13 protein-coding genes and 2 pseudogenes are annotated in these 19466 nt (G+C 68.0%); 6 read left to right on the forward strand and 9 right to left on the reverse strand.

What is annotated here, in order from left to right; translation table 11 throughout:
* Window positions 1–24 precede the first annotated feature (24 nt).
* Together ACSP50_RS28570 and dnaB are read left to right on the forward strand one after the other, a co-directional pair.
* Window positions 25–1023 (forward strand): IS481 family transposase, encoded by a 999-nt coding sequence (locus tag ACSP50_RS28570; protein WP_014691959.1) that lies wholly within the window; start codon window positions 25–27, stop codon window positions 1021–1023.
* A pseudogene (gene dnaB, locus ACSP50_RS28575) lies at window positions 1020–2141 on the forward strand (replicative DNA helicase); the annotation flags it as partial. The gene ACSP50_RS28570 and the pseudogene dnaB, both read left to right, overlap by 4 nt.
* Window positions 2142–2252: 111 nt before the next feature.
* Here dnaB and ACSP50_RS44285 read toward each other — a convergent pair.
* Entirely contained in the window at window positions 2253–2675 is a 423-nt protein-coding gene (locus tag ACSP50_RS44285; protein WP_231956735.1) for a hypothetical protein, read from the reverse strand.
* A 62-nt stretch (window positions 2676–2737) separates the two neighbouring features.
* Between ACSP50_RS44285 and ACSP50_RS45180 the strand changes: the two genes are divergently transcribed.
* Window positions 2738–3007 carry a pentapeptide repeat-containing protein gene (locus tag ACSP50_RS45180; protein ID WP_369793965.1) on the forward strand — a complete coding sequence of 90 codons (270 nt, stop codon included), beginning with the start codon at window positions 2738–2740 and terminating at the stop codon, window positions 3005–3007.
* A 321-nt stretch (window positions 3008–3328) separates the two neighbouring features.
* Here ACSP50_RS45180 and ACSP50_RS28585 read toward each other — a convergent pair whose 3' ends face one another.
* The 8 genes and pseudogenes from ACSP50_RS28585 to ACSP50_RS28620 form a co-directional block, all read right to left on the reverse strand.
* Window positions 3329–3895, reverse strand: a complete 567-nt coding sequence (locus ACSP50_RS28585; protein ID WP_014692790.1) for a histidine kinase dimerization/phospho-acceptor domain-containing protein — start codon at window positions 3893–3895, stop codon at window positions 3329–3331.
* A gap of 211 nt (window positions 3896–4106) precedes the next feature.
* On the reverse strand, window positions 4107–4619 hold the full coding sequence (locus ACSP50_RS28590; protein ID WP_014692791.1) for a GAF domain-containing protein: 513 nt from the start codon (window positions 4617–4619) through the stop codon (window positions 4107–4109).
* Between the two features lie 65 nt (window positions 4620–4684).
* A complete protein-coding gene (locus ACSP50_RS28595) occupies window positions 4685–4948 on the reverse strand; it encodes a hypothetical protein (RefSeq protein WP_014692792.1) in 264 nt (87 codons plus the stop codon).
* A 67-nt stretch (window positions 4949–5015) separates the two neighbouring features.
* Window positions 5016–6197: a methyl-accepting chemotaxis protein gene (locus ACSP50_RS28600; protein ID WP_231956736.1), complete on the reverse strand. Its 1182-nt coding sequence runs from the start codon at window positions 6195–6197 to the stop codon at window positions 5016–5018.
* A 289-nt stretch (window positions 6198–6486) separates the two neighbouring features.
* Window positions 6487–6765, reverse strand: a pseudogene (locus ACSP50_RS45185) (helix-turn-helix domain-containing protein); the annotation flags it as partial.
* Between the two features lie 71 nt (window positions 6766–6836).
* Complete coding sequence (locus ACSP50_RS28610) at window positions 6837–7142, reverse strand: hypothetical protein (protein WP_014692794.1); 306 nt, start codon at window positions 7140–7142, stop codon at window positions 6837–6839.
* A 74-nt stretch (window positions 7143–7216) separates the two neighbouring features.
* A complete protein-coding gene (locus ACSP50_RS28615; RefSeq protein ID WP_014692795.1) occupies window positions 7217–7525 on the reverse strand; it encodes an STAS domain-containing protein in 309 nt (102 codons plus the stop codon).
* A gap of 711 nt (window positions 7526–8236) precedes the next feature.
* Window positions 8237–10993, reverse strand: coding sequence for a tetratricopeptide repeat protein (locus ACSP50_RS28620; protein WP_052311738.1), 2757 nt, complete (start codon window positions 10991–10993; stop codon window positions 8237–8239).
* Between the two features lie 533 nt (window positions 10994–11526).
* Here ACSP50_RS28620 and ACSP50_RS28630 point away from each other — a divergent pair.
* The 3 genes from ACSP50_RS28630 (at window position 11527) to ACSP50_RS28640 (ending at window position 19277) form a co-directional block, all read left to right on the forward strand.
* On the forward strand, window positions 11527–17244 hold the full coding sequence (locus ACSP50_RS28630; protein WP_080128048.1) for an RHS repeat-associated core domain-containing protein: 5718 nt from the start codon (window positions 11527–11529) through the stop codon (window positions 17242–17244).
* A gap of 5 nt (window positions 17245–17249) precedes the next feature.
* Window positions 17250–18281, forward strand: coding sequence for a Dyp-type peroxidase (locus ACSP50_RS28635; RefSeq protein WP_014692800.1), 1032 nt, complete (start codon window positions 17250–17252; stop codon window positions 18279–18281).
* A gap of 192 nt (window positions 18282–18473) precedes the next feature.
* Window positions 18474–19277, forward strand: coding sequence for a DUF4259 domain-containing protein (locus tag ACSP50_RS28640; protein ID WP_014692801.1), 804 nt, complete (start codon window positions 18474–18476; stop codon window positions 19275–19277).
* Window positions 19278–19466: the final 189 nt, after the last annotated feature.

A 19466-nucleotide genomic window follows, 5' to 3' on the forward strand; every position in this document is an offset into this window, starting at 1 on the left:
TACCCCGAACCTGCGGAGGCCCTCATGCCCCACCGTAATGCACCCTTGTCCGAGACCGGCAGGCTGCGCCTGGCGCGCTGCGTGGTCGATGACCGATGGCCGCTACGGCGAGCCGCCGAACGTTTCCAGGTCAGCACGACCACAGCGAAACGGTGGGCCGACCGCTACCGCACCGACGGGCCGGCGGGTATGACCGACCGTTCCTCGCGACCACACCACAGCCCGTCACAGACTCCGACCCGCACTGAGCGGCGAATCATCAAGGTCCGCATCCTGCGCCGTTGGGGACCCGCCCGGATCGCCTACTTCCTGAGCCTGAACCCGGCCACCGTGCACCGGGTCCTGACCCGCTACCGGCTCGCCAGGCTCACCCACCTGGACCGGGCCACCAGCCGGCCGATCCGCCGCTACGAACACGACACACCAGGCGATCTGGTCCATGTCGACATCAAGAAACTCGGCAACATCCCCGACGGCGGCGGCCACCGCGTCCACGGCCGGGCCGACGGCAACCGCCACAGCTCGGCCCACCGGGACCCGGCCCGTCCCCGCACCCACCACGGCCGGCCCAACCTCGGCTACCACTACCTGCACAACGCTGTTGACGACCACTCCCGGCTGGCCTACACCGAAATCCTGCCCGACGAGACCCGCGAGACAGCCACAGCCTTCTGGCAACGCGCCCACGCCTGGTTCACCAGCCGGGGCATCACCGTCAAACGGGTACTGACCGACAACGGCTCCTGCTACCGCTCCCACCTATGGCATGACGCACTCGCCGCCGCCGGCATCACCCACAAACGCACCCGCCCCTACCGGCCCCAGACCAACGGAAAAGTCGAACGCTTCAACCGCACCATGCTCGACGAATGGGCCTACGCCCGGGCCTACCGCACCGAAACCGAACGCCGCGAAGCCCTGCCCGCCTGGCTACACACCTACAATCACCACCGCGGACACACCGCACTCAACGGCCTACCACCCGCCAGCCGCGTCCCCAACCTCTCGGGTCAGTACACCTAGCCGAGTCCAATGACCTGGTCCGGCTCGGCGGGGTCCCGTACCTGCACACCTGCATCGAAGCCGTGCCGACGGCGGCGAATGCCGGCTACTACGCGCGGATCGTGCAGCGGCGGGCCGTGTCACGGCGCTTGGTCGAAGCCGGGATACGGATCGCACAGCTCGGCTACGGCTCGGCCAACGGTGACGGCCTCGAACTTGGCGCCGTTGTTGATCTGGCGCAGCAGGCCGTCTACGACATCACCATTGACCGCGGCGCCGGAGAGACGGCACAGGTCGGTGACGTGTTCCAGCCGGTCATGGATGACATCGAGTCGGCGGGCAGCCGCGACGGGTCGATGCTGGGAGTCCCGACCGGGTTCAAAGACCTCGACCGGCTACTGAACGGACTGCAACCAGGCCAGGTCATCATCGTGGCCGGCCGACCAGGGCTCGGTAAATCCACGGTCGGCCTCGACATTGCCCGGCATGCTGCGATCCGGGCAGGGATGCCGTCCGGGTTTTTCACCTTGGAGATGTCGAAGGTGGAGATGGTGACCCGGCTACTGTCGGCCGAAGCGCGGGTGCCCCTGCACGTGCTGCGGTCCGGGCAGTTGTCCGACGATGACTGGGCGCGGATGGCTCGCTGCATGGGTCAGATCGCCGACGCACCGATTTTTGTGGATGACACGCCGAGCATGGGCATGTCGGAGATCCGGTCGAAGGCGCGCAGCTTGAAGAAGAAGCACAACCTGCGGCTACTGGTGATCGACTACCTGCAGTTGATGTCGTCGCCGAAGAAGACGGAAAGCCGGCAGCAGGAAGTTTCTGAGCTGTCCCGCGGCCTGAAGCTGCTGAGCAAGGAGATCGGCTGCCCGATCATCGTGATCTCTCAGCTGAACCGCGGCCCGGAGCAGCGGCAGGACAAACGCCCCCAACTGTCCGACCTGCGCGAGTCCGGGTCGATCGAGCAGGACGCCGATGTGGTGATCCTGCTGCACCGCGACGACTACTACGACAAAGAGTCCGCGCGGGCCGGCGAGGCGGATTTCATCGTGGCCAAGCATCGGAACGGGCCGACAGACACGATCACCGTGGCGGCGCAACTACACCTGTCCCGGTTCGTGGACATGGCCCTTTAAGGCGGTGGTGGGCAGCTGAACGAGCAGCGGCACCGCGCACCGCGTCCGGACGATCCAGCGGGCGGGGAAGTGGCGTGACGACATGTCTCTCGGCCCGGAGCCGCCACCCGCTCAGCTGCTGCTGTAGGCGGCCGATCGTTGATGCTGGCGGGACGCCCAAGCCGGCGGAAGCCATGGATCTCTGGATGTCATATCCACCCACCGGCCGGGCGCCACCGCGCTTGCACCATCGGAACCACAGGCCTCAAGGCCGCCTGCCCTCTTACCGAGGTCGGTCGGCGATCTTCTCCCCAACCAGTCGCTGATGAACCGCAGATGCCCGGCCGCCCCATACCCGTCCTGATCTCCGAGCGCGGACTTGACGCCGAGAACACTGTCGCGGAGGTCGCCGAGTTCGGCGGCAACAGCCAGCGTTGCCATCGCTGACGCCTGCTGCGCCAGCACCGCCGCATCACCGACGTTGCTGCACTTGTTCGCACTGTCGATCAGTTCGAGAGCGTCCTGCCGAATCTTTTCCGCTTCACGAAGCCGCATACCCCATCCTCAACCAGGCATCGATCACTGCGCATCTTCGGTCATCATGTCGACGAAGACCTATCGCACGCCGCAAGACGTTCACCGACGGCGCCTGGTTCGTCGGGGCGACCTTCACCGGCTTCGCGTGGTTCGATGAGGCGACGTTCACCGGTGATGCCGAGCTCGGCAAAGCGATCTTGGAACCCGGCAGCAGCCTGTCCCTGGCCGGCGCGCGAGTGATGCGGCGCGCAAACCGGAAGGACACCTGGCCATCTGGCTGGCGCATCCAAGACGACCCCAGTAGCAATTGTGACCTTCTGGTGCCGGAGGGACCGGCTGCGGCCGCTTGAGCGACTTCCATGATTCGCCGTTCCACTTCTAAGGAAGTGGAACGGACAAAGCCCTTGAGGAGCATTGCAACGAGAACTGGCGCTAGCGGTGATCTTGGAGCGGGTAAGGACGTGCCTATCAGGCGCTGCGTGATCCGGACGTCGGCGAGGTCGAGTGATCACCCGACGCGTCGCGTCGGCCTGCCAACCTGGGCAGCTGTGAGCCCGACTGGTTTTCGGTCCGGCTACGCGGTCTGTGCGTCACACAACTGCTGCTCGCCGCTGGTGATTCGTCGTCGGCCGGCACGGTCAGGGCCCAGGGTGGCGCCTTGTGCCTGGCAGTTAGAGCGGTGAGGCTGCGTTGTCGAGCAGTTGCTGCAGGTCGCAGGCTGATTGGTAGATGACGTTGATCTGGTGTGCCTGGGCGGGGCGCATGGTGGTGTCGTCGTGCAGGACTTCGGCCCAGCCGAGGATCTTGGCGATGGGATGGCGCAGGTGGTGGGACAGTTCCCGCCGATCGTGGTCGGTGTCCAGATGCTGCCACAGGGTGCTCAGGTGCGGTATGGCGGCTGCCGGCTGGTGGATGTCGCGGTGGCGGGGGAAGCCGCGCATCTGGGTCAGGTTGTGCCGGCACAGGCTGCACAAGGGCAGGTGGGCTTGTCCGTCGACGGGTTCGGCGGGACGCAGGCAGGCGATGTGGGAGCTGGGGTCGACCATGATGCAGCAGTCGATGCCGGCGGTGGTGAAGTCGTCCAGGCTCAGGCCGAGCAAGGCCAGGCGGTCGTGCAGTTCGGTGGTGTGGCAGTCGCCGGCCCAGATCCGGTCGCGGCACAGCCGGTAGCACAGGCCCGGGTCGGTGATGTCGGGGATCTGCAGCAGCCGCCAGCCGCCGGCGTGGACGAGTTGCATTGTGCTCCTTGGCCGGGCTGTTGAGCGGCAGGCGGAGGGCGGGTAGGTGGCTTACTCATCGGCGTCGGCGTTGCCGGTATAAGCCTTCAGATACCGGGGTTCCTGGCCCGGGTGGGTGGTCGTGCCACTCCACCGTGCAGGGTTGAATGCCAGCGGCCAGGGTGGCGTTACAGCAGCTCGCGTATCGGCGGTAGCCCAGTGGCTCAGGGTGTCAGTCCAGGTCGCTGAACTCCTGCAGCAGCGCGGTGATTTCCTGCGCAGCGCAGGCCAGTTCCGCCAGCTGCTCGGGAGTGAACTGGTGAGCCTGGGTGCCGAGAATGCAGTGGGCGCCGACGATCTGGCCGCCGACGGTCAGGGGCACACCGGCGTAGCTGCCGATGCCGTCGATGGTGACCAGGGGGTTGGTGGCTTGTTCGGAGTGGTGGGCATCGGGGATGACGTACGGCCGGCCGGTGGTGATCATGTTGGCGCAGAAGGACCATTCCACCGGGGTGCCGTCCGCGGCGGCGATCCAGGTGTCGTCGAGGCCGGTGGCGCCGACGGTCATCTGGGAGGTGTTGAACACCAGGGTGGCCAGGCTGATCGGCAGGCCGGTGCGTTCGGCGGTGCGCGCGGTGATCCGGTTGAGCGCCGTCCGTAGGTCGAGGTTGTCGAAGTCGATGCTGGCCAGCACGCGCATGCGTTCAGGGGCGGCCAGTGTGGTGGACTGCTGGTTGTTGATCATCAGTTTCTCCGAGGCTGCTGGCACGGGGCGGGTACCGACGTGGTGAGGGCGCGCATGCTGGCGGCTCAGACGTTCTGGTGCAGGGCGCGGTAGGTGACGGCCCGGATTTTCTCGGAGCGGGCGGTTACGCGCAGGACGTCGCCGATGGTCATGAGTTCCTCGGTGAGGCGGACCAGGTCGTCGGTGGTGCCGGATCGGGTCAGGCGCAGTTTCTTGGCGGTGAGGTCGACCAGCGCGCGGGCGGTTTCGGGCCCGAGTTGGGCGCTGAGGGCGGCGGTCAGGGACGCCTGGGTGGGCTGGTCGAGGTCGTAGCCGGGGACGGTGGGCACGGTGGCGGGCTCCTTGTGCTGGTCTCGGGAGGTGTGTCGGCAGGACGGTGCTGGCTGGCAGGCCAGGTCAGAACAGTTCGATCGCGGCTTGCTCGACCGGGGCGGGCCGCGCGGTGCGCGGGGCCGCCGGGACGGGCTGCGTTCGAGGCGTACTGGTGCTGTAGCGGGCGGTGAGCTGGTCGAGGCCGGCGGCGATGCAGGCCAGGGTGGCGATCTCGTCGGCGACTTCGCGGGTGCCTTCGGTCGATCGGCTGGCGGTGTGCGCGAGGTCGGTGATGGTGGCGGTCAGCGCGAGCGCGGTGTCGGCGGTGTCGTTGACGCGTTGGGTCATCGCGGTGGTGCTGGCCCGTTGCGCGTCGACGGCCGCGCCGATGTATTCCTGCTCGGTGTTGATCTGCGCGATGGCACCGGCGATGCCCTGCAACGCGGTGACGGTGGCCGCGGCGTCCTCGCGGATCGCGTCGACTTGGGCGTCGATGCTGCCGGTGGCCTGCTCGGTCTGCTGCGCCAAGCCCTTCACCTCACCGGCCACCACCGCGAACCCCTTACCCGCGTCGCCGGCGCGGGCGGCTTCGATGGTGGCGTTGAGGGCCAGCAGGTTGGTTTGCGCGGCGACGCTGTTGATGAACGCGACGACGCCGCTGATCTGGGTGCTGGAGGTTTCCAGCCGGGTCACGCTGTCGCGGGTGGTCGCCGCGGCCGTCACTCCGTCGGTGGCGGCCTGCCCGGCGGTGGCGGCCCGGGCGGCGATCGCGTCGATGCTGGAACGCACTTCGCCGGCGCCGTCGCGCAGCTGGTGCAGGGTGGTGTTGACCTCGCCGATGGACTGCGACAGCAGCATCGCCTGCTGCGCGGTCTCGGCGGTGTGCCGGGTCACCGCCCCCGCGTGCTCCGACAGCCCATCGCTGGCGGCATGCAACTCCCGGGCGTGATCGGCCACCTGGCCCAGCAGCATGGCGAGGCCTTTCGCGCCCCGGTTGACGCACGCCGCGGCCAGCGTGATCTCGTCACGGCCCCGGTCGTCGACGCGCACGTCGACGTCACCGGCGGCCAGCGACTCCATCGCCGCCAGCAGGGTGCGCACCCGCGCGAACCGGCGCCGCATGTCGATGACGGCCTCGGCGAACAGCAGCGTCAGCAGCAGCGCCATCACGTACAACATGCGCCGCGACAGGTCGATCTGCAGCAGTTGCCGGCCCTGCGGGTCGATCAGCAGCCACACCGTGGCGATGCTGATCGGCAGGAACATCGCCACCCCGACGCGGACCAGCAACGCCGTCGCGATGCTGTGCTGCCACCGCCGCTCGGGCGCCGGCATCGACTGCCCGGTCACCCGCCTGCGGCACGGCTGTGCTCGCGACGGCGTGCAGCCGGCCCAGCAGGGTGGCGAGCTGCTGCCACTCCCCATCGCTGAACACGTCATGATGTGCCGCGAACACCTGCTCACATCGAGCCCGCCCGGCATCCAGCAAGGCGCACCCGGCCGGTGTGATAGCCACCAGGACCCGCCTGCGATCATCGACAGCACGCCGGCGCTCGATCCAGCCACGCTCGGCGAGCTGCTCGGTGACCGTGGTAACCGTCGACGAGCTCAACGCCGTCCGCTGCACCACATCGACCAGCGACAGCCCGTCCGCGGCCGCCGCCAGCGCGCTGAGCACCCACCAGCCGCCCTCGCTGAGACCCAGCTCCTCCAAAGCGGCAAGGGCCTGCGCCGTCATCCGGCGCCCCACATCACTGATCAACAACTCGACCGGGAGGGTCCGGACCTCGACTGCGTTCACACCGAGCCCATCGGCTCGACTCGGCAAGGACATGAGTCCTCCGGTGCCGAAACATCCGGCACCGGAAGAGTCAGAGGAATGGAGTAGACCAAGCGGTGAACTCGCTACGACTCGAACTCGAAGCTGTATCGGCCGGGGTGCGCTTTGGGAAGCAGGCAGTCGTCGTCGCTCTGCTGGTTGTGGTGGTCGCAGAAGTCCGCGAGGGTCAGCGCGCGCTGACCGGCGTCCCAGCGGATCCACCAGTGGTCGCCGTGCTGGGTGGCGATGAGGAATGCCGTGTGCTGTTCGTCGTGACCGGCGGCCAATTCGCAGGTGATCTTTGCGCTGAGCGCCTCAACGGGGTCCGTCAGCGAGCCGAGCACGGTCAGCTCGTAGCCGGTGAGGTGGTCGCGACGGCGCATGACGGCCATAGCCAGGAGGCTGGAGCGTCGCCGTTCGTAGCACCATATGCCTACTCGACGGCTGCGACGATCCCCCTACGAGGTCAATCCGCGCCGGTGAGGGTCTGCAACATGCGGAGCAGGCTCAGGACCCGGCGGACTGTCGGCTGCGGGTTCACCAGTCGCAGGGTGATGCCTGCATCCCGGGCCTCACCGTAGGCGCGGTCGAGGACTGCGATACCGGAGGAGTCGCAGAAGCTGACCTGGGCGAAGTCGATCACGATCGTGGTGGTGCCGGGCCGAGTGACCGCTTGGTGCAGAGGTTTATGCAGGTCGTCAGCCGTGTCCATGTCCAGTTCACCGGCCACGTTCAGATACACAGTGCCGGCGTCCGTACTGACGATGATGTTCACTGTTGGCCCTGGCGGTCGAGAGAGCGGGGCCCCGAGCGGTGCCGTCTTGGAAGCCGTTGCATGGTCATAGTCTGCTCACCGCCGCTGTGTCGGTTGGTTTTCGGTACGGCGCTGTCGTAGAGGATTTCCAGCAGGCCAGCGAGTTCCCGCGCGTACGGGGTACGGGCTGCAGTCCTTCAACGACGATGACTCATCGCCTCGGGATAACACCTGGCCGGTCTCGGCTACAACCAGCACACGGCACCCTACAGGCCGCTCGCGCCACCTCGGATGGGCGCGGCGAGCCCTCCACCTGGCCTGATCGGTTCGCCGAAAGAGGTTCAGCGCAACGCAGCCAAGACAAGCTTGCCGCCCTCCAGGTGCCGGCAACCCCAGCCGAAAGCGGCGATCCGCGACGCGCTGACGAAGATGGCCAAGTCCACCGTCGCCGACGCCGCCGCCCAGCACCAGGACAGCCAGGACACCTACCACCGGGTCCGGGCCATCGTGCTCAGCGCTGTCGCCGGCGTGCTGCTGCTGAGCGTGGCGATCGGGGTGTGGTTCGCCCGCAGCATCACCGGCCCCCTCGGCCAATGCGTGCAGGTGCTGCGCCGGACGGCTCCTGGTCCATCGGCTGACAGCCACACCCCGGCACCGACGATGCAGGAAGCCCCGGCAGATGCGGGGCTTCCTACGCGTCTACCCGCGTTCCACAACCATGGAAGTGGAACGCTATTCGTTGCTGCCACAAAGCAGCGTCAGACTCTCCTCCACGAGCTTGGTGCGAGGATCATCGTCGCCAAAGACGCGCCGGCAGCCAGCAAGCGCCTGTTCGAACAAGGGAACAGCACGGCTCACGTCGCCTCTCGCTCGGTATGCAAAGGCGAGATTATTCAATGAGAGCACGGTACCGGGGGCATCGTCACCAAAGACCCGACGGCAGTAGGTGATCGACTGCTCGAGCAACGGAACCGCCTTGTCCACATCACCCACCGTCCAGTACGCGGTGGCAAGGTTGTTCAACGAAAGCACAGTATCGGGATGGTGGTCGCCGAGCACTCGACGACGTCCCGTGAACGCCTGTTCGAACAAAGGAACAGCCCGACCCATATCACCGGCCTGCTCGTAGGCGTTGGCAAGGTTGTTCATCGATGCCAGTGTGTCCGGATGGCGGTCGCCGAGCACTCGACGACGTCCCGTCAGCGACTGCTCGAACAAGGGAATAGCCCGGCCCACATCACCGGCATGCTCGTAGGCGCTGGCAAGGTTGTTCATCAAGGTCAGGGTATGCGGGTGGTCGTCGCCGAGCACTCGACGGCAGTCGGTGAGCGACTGCTCGAACAACGGAACAGCACGGCCCACATCACCCGCCGAAGCCCAGGCGAAGGCAAGGCTATTCACCGCGCTCAAGGTATCTGGGTGGTCGTCGCCGAGTGTTCGACGGTAGTCGGTGAGCGACTGCTCGAGCAACGGAATAGCTCGGGCTACATCACCCGCAACCTCGTAAGCATGGGCCAGACTGCGGACCGCGCTTAGAGTTTGCGGGTGATCGTCGCCAAATACACGACGGCAGTCGGTGAGCGACTGCTCGCAGGACGGAACAGCCGGGCCTACATCACCCGCTGAGGTATAGGCGGAGGCAAGGTTGCTCGCCACAATCAGAGTTTGCGGGTGGTCCTCGCCGAGCACTCGACGGCAGTCGGTAAGCGACTGCTCGAACAACGGAACAGCCCGGCCCAGATCACCCGTTGAGGCGCAGGCCGAGGCAAGACCATTCATCGCGTTCAGAGTGTCCGCGTGATCATCTCCGAGTATCCGCTTGTAGGCGCTGAGTGTCCGCTCAAGCAGCGGCACAGCTCGGCCCACATCACCCGCCTGTTCGTAGGCGCCGGCGAGGTTGAGCATCAAGGTCAGAGTGCCTGGGTGGTCGTCACCGAGCAACCGACGCCGATCCGAGAGCGCCTGCTTAAACAGCGGAATAGCGCGGCCTAAGTCCCCCGCCGCCTTATAGGCGCTGGCTAAGTTGTTCACCGAGGTCAGAGTGTCGGGGTGGTCATCACTGAGCAACCGACGCCGATCCGAGAGCGCCTGCTTAAACAGCGGGATGGTTCGAGCTACGACGCCTTGGTCGTGGAGAAATACTGCTGCTTGGTTGTAGAGCGAACTGGCCGCGGTGTCGTTGTCGATGCGATTGCTGCTGTGCTCGGCGAGGGCTTCTACTTGGGACACCAATGCACGCCAGCGAGGCCAATGCTTCGGCAGGCGCCAGTCATCGGGCATAGCCGCCCGCAACTCAGCGATCGCCTGGGTACGGGCGGTGTCGATGTCATCAGGCTGCCGGTGCGGGTCCTCAGGATCCGGAGTACGAGCGACCGCCTGAACCAGCCGATGCACAGTCAGCGTGTGCTCGTCGAGAGTGATCATGCTGTAGGCGGCGAGTCGGCCGAGCGCCCGGGCGATCGTCGGCGGGTCAGCCAATCCGGCAAGCAGGGCACGATAAATGGCGTCTGGGGCGTACCAGGCCACGACCCGCAGAATCTTGCCCGCCAGAGGTGTGTCAGCGAGCCGGTCGAGGGTGACCCGCCAGACCCGGGCGATGGTGCGCTCACCGGCACCTTCACCGCCGTGGGCGAACATGTTGGCGGGATATTGCTTCAACAGCTGAAGGTAGGCGGAGCTGGACAGGCCTGTTTCGGCGAGGTATGCCGCGGCCTGGTCCACCGCCAGCGGCAGACAGCCCAGCTCCCGGGCCACTTGCACCAGCCCGTCGGCGTCGCGGTCACGGCCACTGCCGGCCAAGACCTGCCGCATCGCCTCGACAGCGTCATCGAGGTCGAGCACATCCAACGCGATCGCGGTGGCAATGCCCGCCCAGCCGGTGGCCCGCCGGCTGGTGACCAGCACCCGGCCGGTGCCGACACGAGCCGACAAGCGGGCGACATCGCCCGGGTCGTTGACGTTGTCCAGGACCAGCAGCCACCCGTCGTGCGAGGCGAGCCACTGCAGCGCCCGTTCCCGCAGCACCTCCAGCGATAGGCCATCGGGCAGGTCGGTCTGCAAAGCGGTCGCCAACGTGGCCAACCCGGCGTCGATACCGGCTGTCGTGTCCGCGTCGATCCACCACACCGGCCGGTACCGGTCACGGTGCTGCCACGCCCACTGTGCCGCCAGTGTGCTCTTACCGACCCCACCCAACCCGTGGACAGCCTGAACCACCGCGGCCCCCGGCTCGGCCAGCACCTCATCGAGCTGGCGGAGCTGCGTGCCACGGCCGACGAACACACCCGGCGCCACCGCCACGTTGACCAACCCGTCCGGCGCCGGCACCGCAGCCGGCCGCACCGACACCGGCGACACAGCGGCGGCAGGGAAATGGTTGTGCTGGACGTTGCGATCACCTACTTGCAGACCCTGAGCATGGGAGACCGTGACACCGCCGTCACCGGCCGCCTGCGCGCCCGGCTGGACGTCGCCGTGCTCCCGCACCACAGTGATCCCCCTTGTCAGGCCGCCACCACAACGAACGCCGTGCCCATCCCCGGCAGGTCGTGCCCACTGCCAACCTCTCAGCAGCGGCAACCGTCACAACAGACGCCTACCCGCTGAACTCGGCCCGTCACGCCTCAAGGATTCCACGACGATCGGGGCTGGCAGGTCAAGGACGTGCTGGCGGATTGCGGCGGTGCGGCCGCTGGTGGTCGGGACGCCAAGTTCGGGGATCAGTGGCGACGGGGTGCGCGCCTGGAGCGGTTGGCCGGCGCGGCGGCCGGGAAATAGCCACCGTGAGTCGCGGTTGGTGGCGGTGCGCGTGTTGCTCGTATCGCGGAATCGCCCGCCCCAGATCCCCGACCGTCTCGTAGGCGCCGGCAAGGTTGTTCACCGAGCTTAGCGTGTCAGGGTGGTGGTCGCCGAGCACCCAGCGTCGATGGCCAACGCCTGCTCGCACAGCGGGATCGCCCGGCCCAGATGCTAGACCGCGAGCTTTTCCCGCTTTGAACAAGTAGATGCCTTAAGTTCCTAGTATGGTTATCTGGGGCTTTCGAGGTAAGCATGGCTTCGGTTCAGCGTTCATATATCTGATCATCGTTGCACTGCTGGCACCGTCTGCCGTGATTGTCGACGCGTTACCGGCGACGGCCCGCGCTGTGGGCAGCGGCGCGGACTTCGTCTACGACGAGCTCGGCCGCCTCGTTACCGTTGTCAGAGGCGCCGGTGGCGCCGACGGCGTAGCCCGATACGAGTACGACACGGCCGGCAACATCACCGCCGTCCGGCGGGAGAACCCCACCACGGCCGGGGTTATCGATTTTGACCCGCGCCTGGGCCGGGCCGGCACCGACGTGACCATCCTGGGCCGCGGCTTCGCCGCGACGGCGGCACAGAACTCAGTGCAGTTCGGCTCCGCTCCCGCCGCCGTGTTGTCCGCCTCCACGACCCGGCTGGTAGTTCGGGTGCCCAGCGACGGGACGTCGGGCCCGATCCGGGTGGCCACGCCGACCGGTGCGTACACCAGCGCCCAGCCGTTCCGGTTTCCACCGCCTGGACCAGCGGTCACCGGCATCAGTCCAGTGACCGTCGCGGCCGGATCGACCGTGCGGATCGAGGGTGGCAACTTCTCACCCCGCCTCGCAGAGAACGCGGTCGACTTCAACGGCCAGCTCGGCGAGGTGGTCGCTGCCACAGCGAGCACGCTGACTGTTCGGGCGCCGGCGGGCGTCACCTCTGGGCCGATCGGCGTGTCTACCCCCTTCGGGCAGACACGCAGTTCGGGATACGCGTACGTGCCGCCGTCATCGTTCGGGGTGGCTGACGTCGACTTCACCACGTCGCTGGCCACGGGAGCCGCCACCACGGTCCGGGTGTCGAAACCAGAGAAGATCGCGATGGTTGTCCTCGCCGGCTATGCGGGTCAGCGAGTGACGTTGCGGGCGACCGGCATCACGATCGACTCGGGCGTCCTGACGGTACTCAAGCCGGATGGCGAAGAGTTGGACTACTGGACGTTTTCCAGCGGCGGCGAGCTATTCACCGACACCTTGACCTTGCCCATGGCCGGCACCTACACAATCGTCGTCGACCCCCGCGACCAGCACACCGGCACCCTCCAGGTGGCGTTGGCGGCGGTGCCGGCCGACGACACGGCGGCTGTCACGGTGGGCGGGCCGGCGTCGACCGTCCGCATCACCGCCGCCGGGCAGAACGGCCGGCGCACCTTTCCCGGGTCGGTGGGCCAGCGGGTGACGTTGCGGGCGACCGGCATCACGATCGACTCGGGCGTCCTGACGGTACTCAAGCCGGATGGCGAAGAGTTGGACTACTGGACGTTTTCCAGCGGCGGCGAGCTATTCACCGACACCTTGACCTTGCCCATGGCCGGCACCTACACGATCGTCGTCGACCCCCGCGACCAGCACACCGGCACCCTCCAGGTGGCGTTGGCGGCGGTGCCGGCCGACGACACGGCGGCTGTCACGGTGGGCGGGCCGGCGTCGACCGTCCGCATCACCGCCGCCGGGCAGAACGGCCGGCGCACCTTTCCCGGGTCGGTGGGCCAGCGGGTGACGTTGCGGGCGACCGGCATCACGATCGACTCGGGCGTCCTGACGGTACTCAAGCCGGATGGCGAAGAGTTGGACTACTGGACGTTTTCCAGCGGAAACGAGCTCACCCCCGATCCCCTGACGTTGCCCACAGCCGGCACCTACACGATCGTCGTCGATCCTCGCGACCAGCACACCGGCACCCTGCAGGTGGCGCTGACGGCAGCGTCCGGCGGAGCGCGTCCGGCGGAGCGCCCCCGGCTGGCCGCGCCGACCACGTCGCTGACGGGCAGGGTAGCCCGGCTGAACGGCGCCGGCCTGGCCAAGGTGACGCTGCGGGTCGGTAATCGGGCCGCGGTCGCTGATCCAGCCGGAAACTTCACCATCACCGGCCTGCCGTCCGGGCGGCATAAGCTGCACATCGACGGCCACGCCGCCAACCGTGCCGGCCGCCGGTACGGCGTGTTCGAAGCGACGGTGGACCTGGTGGCGGACACCGCCAACGTGCTGCCGTTCACCGTCTGGATGCCTGAACTGGACACCGCCCACGAAGTCCGCGTCGCGTCGCCCACGACCCGCGAAGTCGTACTGACCAACCCGAAGGTGCCTGGCCTGGAGGTGCACATCCCGGCCGGCACCGTGATCCGGGACGAGAACGGCGCGGTGGTACGCCGGCTCGGCATCACCGCGATCCCGCCCCACCGGCCACCGTTCCCGCTGCCGCACCTGGGCGTCCACGCGCCCGTCTACTTCACGGTGCAGCCCGGTGGGGCCTACCTGTGGCCGCGCGGCGCCCGCATCATCTACCCCAACCACAGCCGGCTGCCGGCGCGCCAGAAAGTCGAGTTCTGGAGCTATGAACCGGGCGGCCGCGGCTGGCACGTCTACGGCCACGGCCAGGTGTCACCGGACCGGCGGCAGGTGGAGCCCGCGCCCGGCGTCGGCGTGTACGAGTTCACCGGCGCCATGTTCAACGCCGGCAACCTGCCGCCGGACGTCGGGCCCCCGCCGGGTGGCTGCAGCCAGGCCGGCGACCCGGTGGACTGCGCCACCGGCCTCTTCCTGCACTCAGAGACCGACCTGCGCCTCGACGACGTGCTGCCGATCGGCCTGGAACGCACGTATCGGCCCGGCGACCCAAGGTCCCGGGCGTTCGGCATCGGCACCACGCTGACCTACGACATGTTCCTGTGGTCGGCCGAGCAGTACCGCCAGGTCGACCTGGTGCTGCCAGACGGCGGCCGGGTCCACTACGTGCGCACCTCGGCGGGCACGGGCTGGTCCGACGCCGTGTTCGAACACACCGGCAGCCCCGGCGAGTTCTACCGTTCGCGGATCAGTTGGGGCGCCGCGGGCGGCTGGCTGCTGACACTGCGCGATGGCACGGTGCTGGAGTTCCCGCAGTACCGGCCGCTGGCGGCGGTACGCGACCGGTTCGGCAACCGGATCACGATCACCCGGGACGGCGACGGTCGGATCACCCAGGTCACGTCGCCGAGCGGCCGGTGGATCAGCTTCGCCGACGACACCAACGGTCGAATCACGCAGGCCCGCGACAATCTCGGCCGCACCGTCCGGTACGCGTACGACACGGCGGGACGCCTGACACAGGTGACTGATCCGACCGGTGGGATCACCGCCTACACGTACGACAGCGCCCACCGCATGCTATCGGTCACCACCCCGGCGGGCATCGTCAAGGTTCGCAACACCTACGACAGCCACGGCCGGGTCGCCACCCAGACCCTGGCCGACGGCGGAACCTGGCGATTTGCGTACGAGACCGGGGCTGGCGGCCGGATCACCCGGACTGTGGCCACCGACCCTCGCGGCGTGCAGCGGAGCACGACGTTCAACGCGGCCGGTTACGCCACCGTGGAAACTCGTGCTGCGGGCACGCCGGTCGGCCGAAGCGTGACTCTAAGCCGGGATGCCGCCAACCGCGTCATCGGCGTGGTCGACCCGTTGAACCGACGGACTGGCTACACCTACGACGACCGCGGCAACCTCACCTCGGTGACCCGGTTGGCCGGCACGTCCGGGCAGGTGACCTGGCGCTTCTCCTACGAACCCCGGTTCGGGCAGATCACTTCCGTGGTCGATCCACTCGGCCGGGCCACCGCCTTGGCCTACGACGACCGCGGCGCCCTGAGCTCGGTCACGGACGCGGCCGGCGACCGGACCACGTTCCGCTCCGACGCCGCGGGCCGGCCGACCGAGGTCACCGACCCGGTGAACGCCACGACGCGCCTGACCTACCGGGCGGGCCTGCTGGCGACCGTCACCGACCCGCTCGGCCGTACCGGCGGCCAGTGGGTGGATCCGGGAGGTCGCCCCGTCTTCGTTACCGACGCCGTCGGCGCCGTGCAGACCCGCACCTACGATCCGCTCGACCGGATCGTGCAGGTCACCGACGCTCACGGCGGGGTGAGCCGGATGGCCTACGATCCCGGCGGCAACCTGGTGTCCCTGACCGGCCCGCGCGGCGGCGTCACCCGGTGGTCCTACGACGCCAAGGGACGGGTGGCGAGCCGCACCGACCCGCTGGCCAAGACCGAGCGCTACACCTACGACCGCGGCGACAACCTCACCGGTTACACCGACCGGCGCGGCGTCACCAGCACCGTCACCTTCGACGCCCTGGACCGGCCCACCGCCGTGGCGCACGGCGGCAGCGGTGTCGACACCTACGCCTACGACGCTGGCGACCGGCTCCTGCAAGTCAGCACCGCCCCGGCCACCGCCGCCGGCGTCATCAGCCGTGCCTACGACCCGCTCGACCGGCTGGTCACCGAGCAGACACCACAGGGGCGCGTCGACTACAGCTACGACAGCGCCGACCGTCGCACCGGCATGACGGTGCAGGGCCAGCCCGCCGTCGGCTACGCCTACGACGCCGCCGACCGGCTGACCAGCGTCACCCGCGGCGGTGCGGCGGTGCGGCTGGGCTGGGACACCGCCGGCCGACGCACCTCGGTCAGCCTGCCGGACGGGGTCACCACCAGTTACGCGTACGACACGACCGGTCAGGCGACCGCCGTCGACTACCGGCGCGGCACCGCCACGCTCGGCGGCATCACCTACCGCTACGACACAGCGGGGCGTCGCCAGGGCGTCGACGGCAGCCTGACCCAGGTCGACCTACCACCCGCCGTCACCGGCGCCACCTACGACGCCGCAGATCGTCTCACTCGGTGGGGCAACGCCGCCCTGGCCTACGACAGCAACGGCAACCTCACCTCCGACGGCACCCGCAACTACCGCTGGAACGACCGCGACCAGCTCACGGCCGTCGGCAACGCCGCCTTCCGCTATGACCAGTTCGGTCGGCGCACCAGCGTCACGGTCGGCGCCGTCACCAGCAACTACTTGTACGACGGAAAAAACGCCGTCCAGGAGCAGACCACTGCACGACCGACCGCCACGCTCCTCGGCGGACTCGACCTGGACGACCACTTCGGACGCATCGAGGGCAACACCGCCACATACCACCTCACCGACGCGCTCGGCAGCACCGTCGCTCTGACCGACGCCAACGGCATCGCCACCCGCTACAGCTACGAACCGTACGGTGCCACCACCACGACCGGCACGCCGAGCACCAACCGCTACCAGTACACCGGCCGGGAGAACGACGGCACCGGCCTCTACTACTACCGAGCCCGGTACTACTCGCCCGCCATCGGCAGATTCATCAGCGAGGACCCGGCCGGCACAGGCGGGAGTCTCTACGCCTACGCAGCTGGAGAGCCCATCAGCCGAGCGGACCCGACCGGCATGGTGTGGAAGGAGGTCGCGCTCGTCAGCGGCGCGGGGTTCCGAGTCATCCGCGAGGTGGCGAGGGCCGAGGCTATGCGCCTCTACCAAGCCGGTCTGCATGTTGCCACCAACAGCGCCAAGGGCGCGCGAAAGCTGGCCAAAGACGTTAGTACGGCCGCCGGTGGCGGCGGTCGGGCATGCCATCGCGAAGCGCATGGCACCGGAGCCAATCACTACCACGGTCTGGATGAGCGAGGCCGTCACCTGCCCGGCGGTCACGTCTTCTACGACACGTCACTCAAGGGCATTTTTATGTCGATCGTAGATGTCGATGGGAACGGCTACCTCGACGAACGCGACTGGACCGAACTCCTGAATCCCTTCCCGTTCCTGATCATGCCGCCGGCGGCGGACAGTTTCAACTCGCCGATGGAGGTGTAGATCAGATGGGAGAAGTCACCCGCCGCGCGGTCCTCGCATGGCCCGTCGCCGCGGCGGCGAAATTCCGCACCACCGGCGCCCCGCGGCATCAGCCCGGCATCGTCAGCCTGCCCCCGAACGCCACCGTGCTGGCCGCCCTTGACCTACGCGGTGCCGGGCTCGACGTCGTGACGCGCCTGTTCGCGATGCTGGACCGGGGCATTCGTGCCCTCGGCGGGCAGGTGGAGACGACGGTGAGCGTCGGCGCGTCGCTGTTCGACGCCAGGTTCGGCTTGGCTACGGCACGCCCACCCGAGCTCGTGCCAATGCCTGCCTTCCGCAACGACCTGCTTGATCCAGCGCAATGCCATGGAGATCTGCTGCTGCAGGTCGGCGCGGACCTGCCCGGTACGGCCCAGCGGGCTCTGCGGTCACTACTGACACCGGATATCCGGCTCCGGTGGCGGATTACCGGATTCCGGGCCGGGAACGGCACCGACGCGCACGGCCGGCCGACCAGCCGCAACCTGTTCGGCTTTTCGGAGGGTGCGGGCAACCCCGAGGGGGACGATCGGCTCTGGGTGCGGCCGGTCGGTGCCGGAGACGCGTGGGCGGCCGGGGGTACATACCTGGTGGTGCGCACAATCCGGCTGGCACTCGCCCGGTGGAACTATGATCCGGTCAGTCGGCAGGAGTTGATCATCGGGCGGCGTAAGAGCGACGGCGCGCCGCTCGGCCGGACACCGCTCGACGCGCACGTCCGCCGGGCTGATCCGGGCACTGCCGGACCTCCCGGCGGCGGCATCCTGCGCCGGGGATACTCGTTCCGGCGGGGCCTTGACCCCACCGGCCAACCTGACGAGGGCCATCTCTTCATCTGTTACCAGAACAGCATCGAGCGCGGGTTCGCCGCCGTGCAGCGCCGGCTCGCCGGCGAACCACTCGAGCGGTACGTGTTGCCAGTCGGCGGCGGCTACTTCTTCGTACTGCCGGCCGCGGATCGTCTCGGCCAGCCGCTGCTGGACGCTGGCCGGTCAGGGGCAGACGCCCGCCCCTGACCGCGGCAGCGGCCGGAAGGCGATCGCGCTCTTTTGTCGCTGACAAAGCGCTGCTCATCGCCTGGCCGCCTGACGCCTGACTACGTTGATGTCGACATCGAGTTTGTTGAACTCCGTCATCCTCCAATAGATTTCCGCCGTTGGTCCCGCCCCTCCACAACCCCTCCGCACGATCTTGTACCGTCGGGGACCATGGGCACTTTCGGCGCCGGTCCGTTCTCTAGTGACGGCGCCATGGATTTCCTCGGCGAGCTCGCCGGCCACCCTCCGGCCGAGCGGCAGGCCGTCCTCAGACGCACCTTCTTGCTGGTCAAGGAGAACCCCGACCTCCTCGGGAGGGAGTTCTTCCCGGACGAGATCGTCGCAGTTGCAGCCGTCGTCGCGGCTGCTCTGCCCGGCGGGCAGCAGTTCGACGAGGAGCTCGCTAGGCTCGAGGAACTCGACCTCATCCCCAACATCCGACTGATTTCGCCCCTGCAAGACCTGGTCGGCCACACCCGGGAAGCTCTGCTCTCCGTTGCAGACCCCTGGCTGCAGGGATGGACGACCGAATTGGCCAACGCCGAGGCACGCGACACCTTCGCCACCCTGTCCCAGGTGCTCGCCCATGGTTGCGACAGCCCGGACGACCTCGACCTCATCTGGGAAGAAGCCAACGACTACGGCATCGAGGGCGGGGTGCCCGACGGCACCCCGCCCGGTATCGAGCACCTGACTCACCTGATGCGCGTCTACAACTCGGCGATGGGCGGCGGCCTGTACTTCGCCCTGGAGGCCAACGAGCCGTCCCGCGTCAGGCGCGCGATCATCGCCCTGCGCTACTTCGGGATGGCCGAGGCTGCCACCTTGCTCGATGAGGCCCTAAACAGTGAATCCCACGACTCGGTGCCGGCCGACGTCGACTTCTACGCCCTCGTCGACGGCGGACCTGATCTGCTGGGCAAGGCGTTCAGAGCGAAGGCCGTCGAAACCCCGGACGACTTCAACCGTGGATAGGAATAGCTTCCCTCATCGGTAAGCCGCTGATGCGATCAGCATCCATGAGAAATTTCTGGTTCAGTTCCAGCCTGCCGCCGAATCGTCAACGCCGCGGTCGCCGCCGTGCCCGTCGACGCCCAACGACGCATCCACACCGACATGCCCCCCACGCTGCTAGTCGAAGCCGACCCGCACCGCCTCCGGCAG

Source organism: Actinoplanes sp. SE50/110, assembly GCF_900119315.1.
In the GTDB taxonomy this organism is placed as follows: domain Bacteria; phylum Actinomycetota; class Actinomycetes; order Mycobacteriales; family Micromonosporaceae; genus Actinoplanes.

Excerpts from the sequence above, each read along its gene's own strand:
- ACSP50_RS28600 (WP_231956736.1), bottom strand. The coding sequence starts at position 6,197 with ATGTTCCTGCCGATCAGCATCGCCACGGTGTGGCTGCTGATCGACCCG.
- ACSP50_RS28635 (WP_014692800.1), top strand. The coding sequence starts at position 17,250 with ATGGGAGAAGTCACCCGCCGCGCGGTCCTCGCATGGCCCGTCGCCGCG.
- ACSP50_RS28590 (WP_014692791.1), bottom strand. The coding sequence starts at position 4,619 with ATGATCAACAACCAGCAGTCCACCACACTGGCCGCCCCTGAACGCATG.
- ACSP50_RS28570 (WP_014691959.1), top strand. The coding sequence starts at position 25 with ATGCCCCACCGTAATGCACCCTTGTCCGAGACCGGCAGGCTGCGCCTG.
- ACSP50_RS28640 (WP_014692801.1), top strand. The coding sequence starts at position 18,474 with ATGGGCACTTTCGGCGCCGGTCCGTTCTCTAGTGACGGCGCCATGGAT.
- ACSP50_RS44285 (WP_231956735.1), bottom strand. The coding sequence starts at position 2,675 with ATGCGGCTTCGTGAAGCGGAAAAGATTCGGCAGGACGCTCTCGAACTG.
- ACSP50_RS28610 (WP_014692794.1), bottom strand. The coding sequence starts at position 7,142 with ATGGCCGTCATGCGCCGTCGCGACCACCTCACCGGCTACGAGCTGACC.
- ACSP50_RS28585 (WP_014692790.1), bottom strand. The coding sequence starts at position 3,895 with ATGCAACTCGTCCACGCCGGCGGCTGGCGGCTGCTGCAGATCCCCGAC.
- ACSP50_RS28630 (WP_080128048.1), top strand. The coding sequence starts at position 11,527 with ATGGTTATCTGGGGCTTTCGAGGTAAGCATGGCTTCGGTTCAGCGTTC.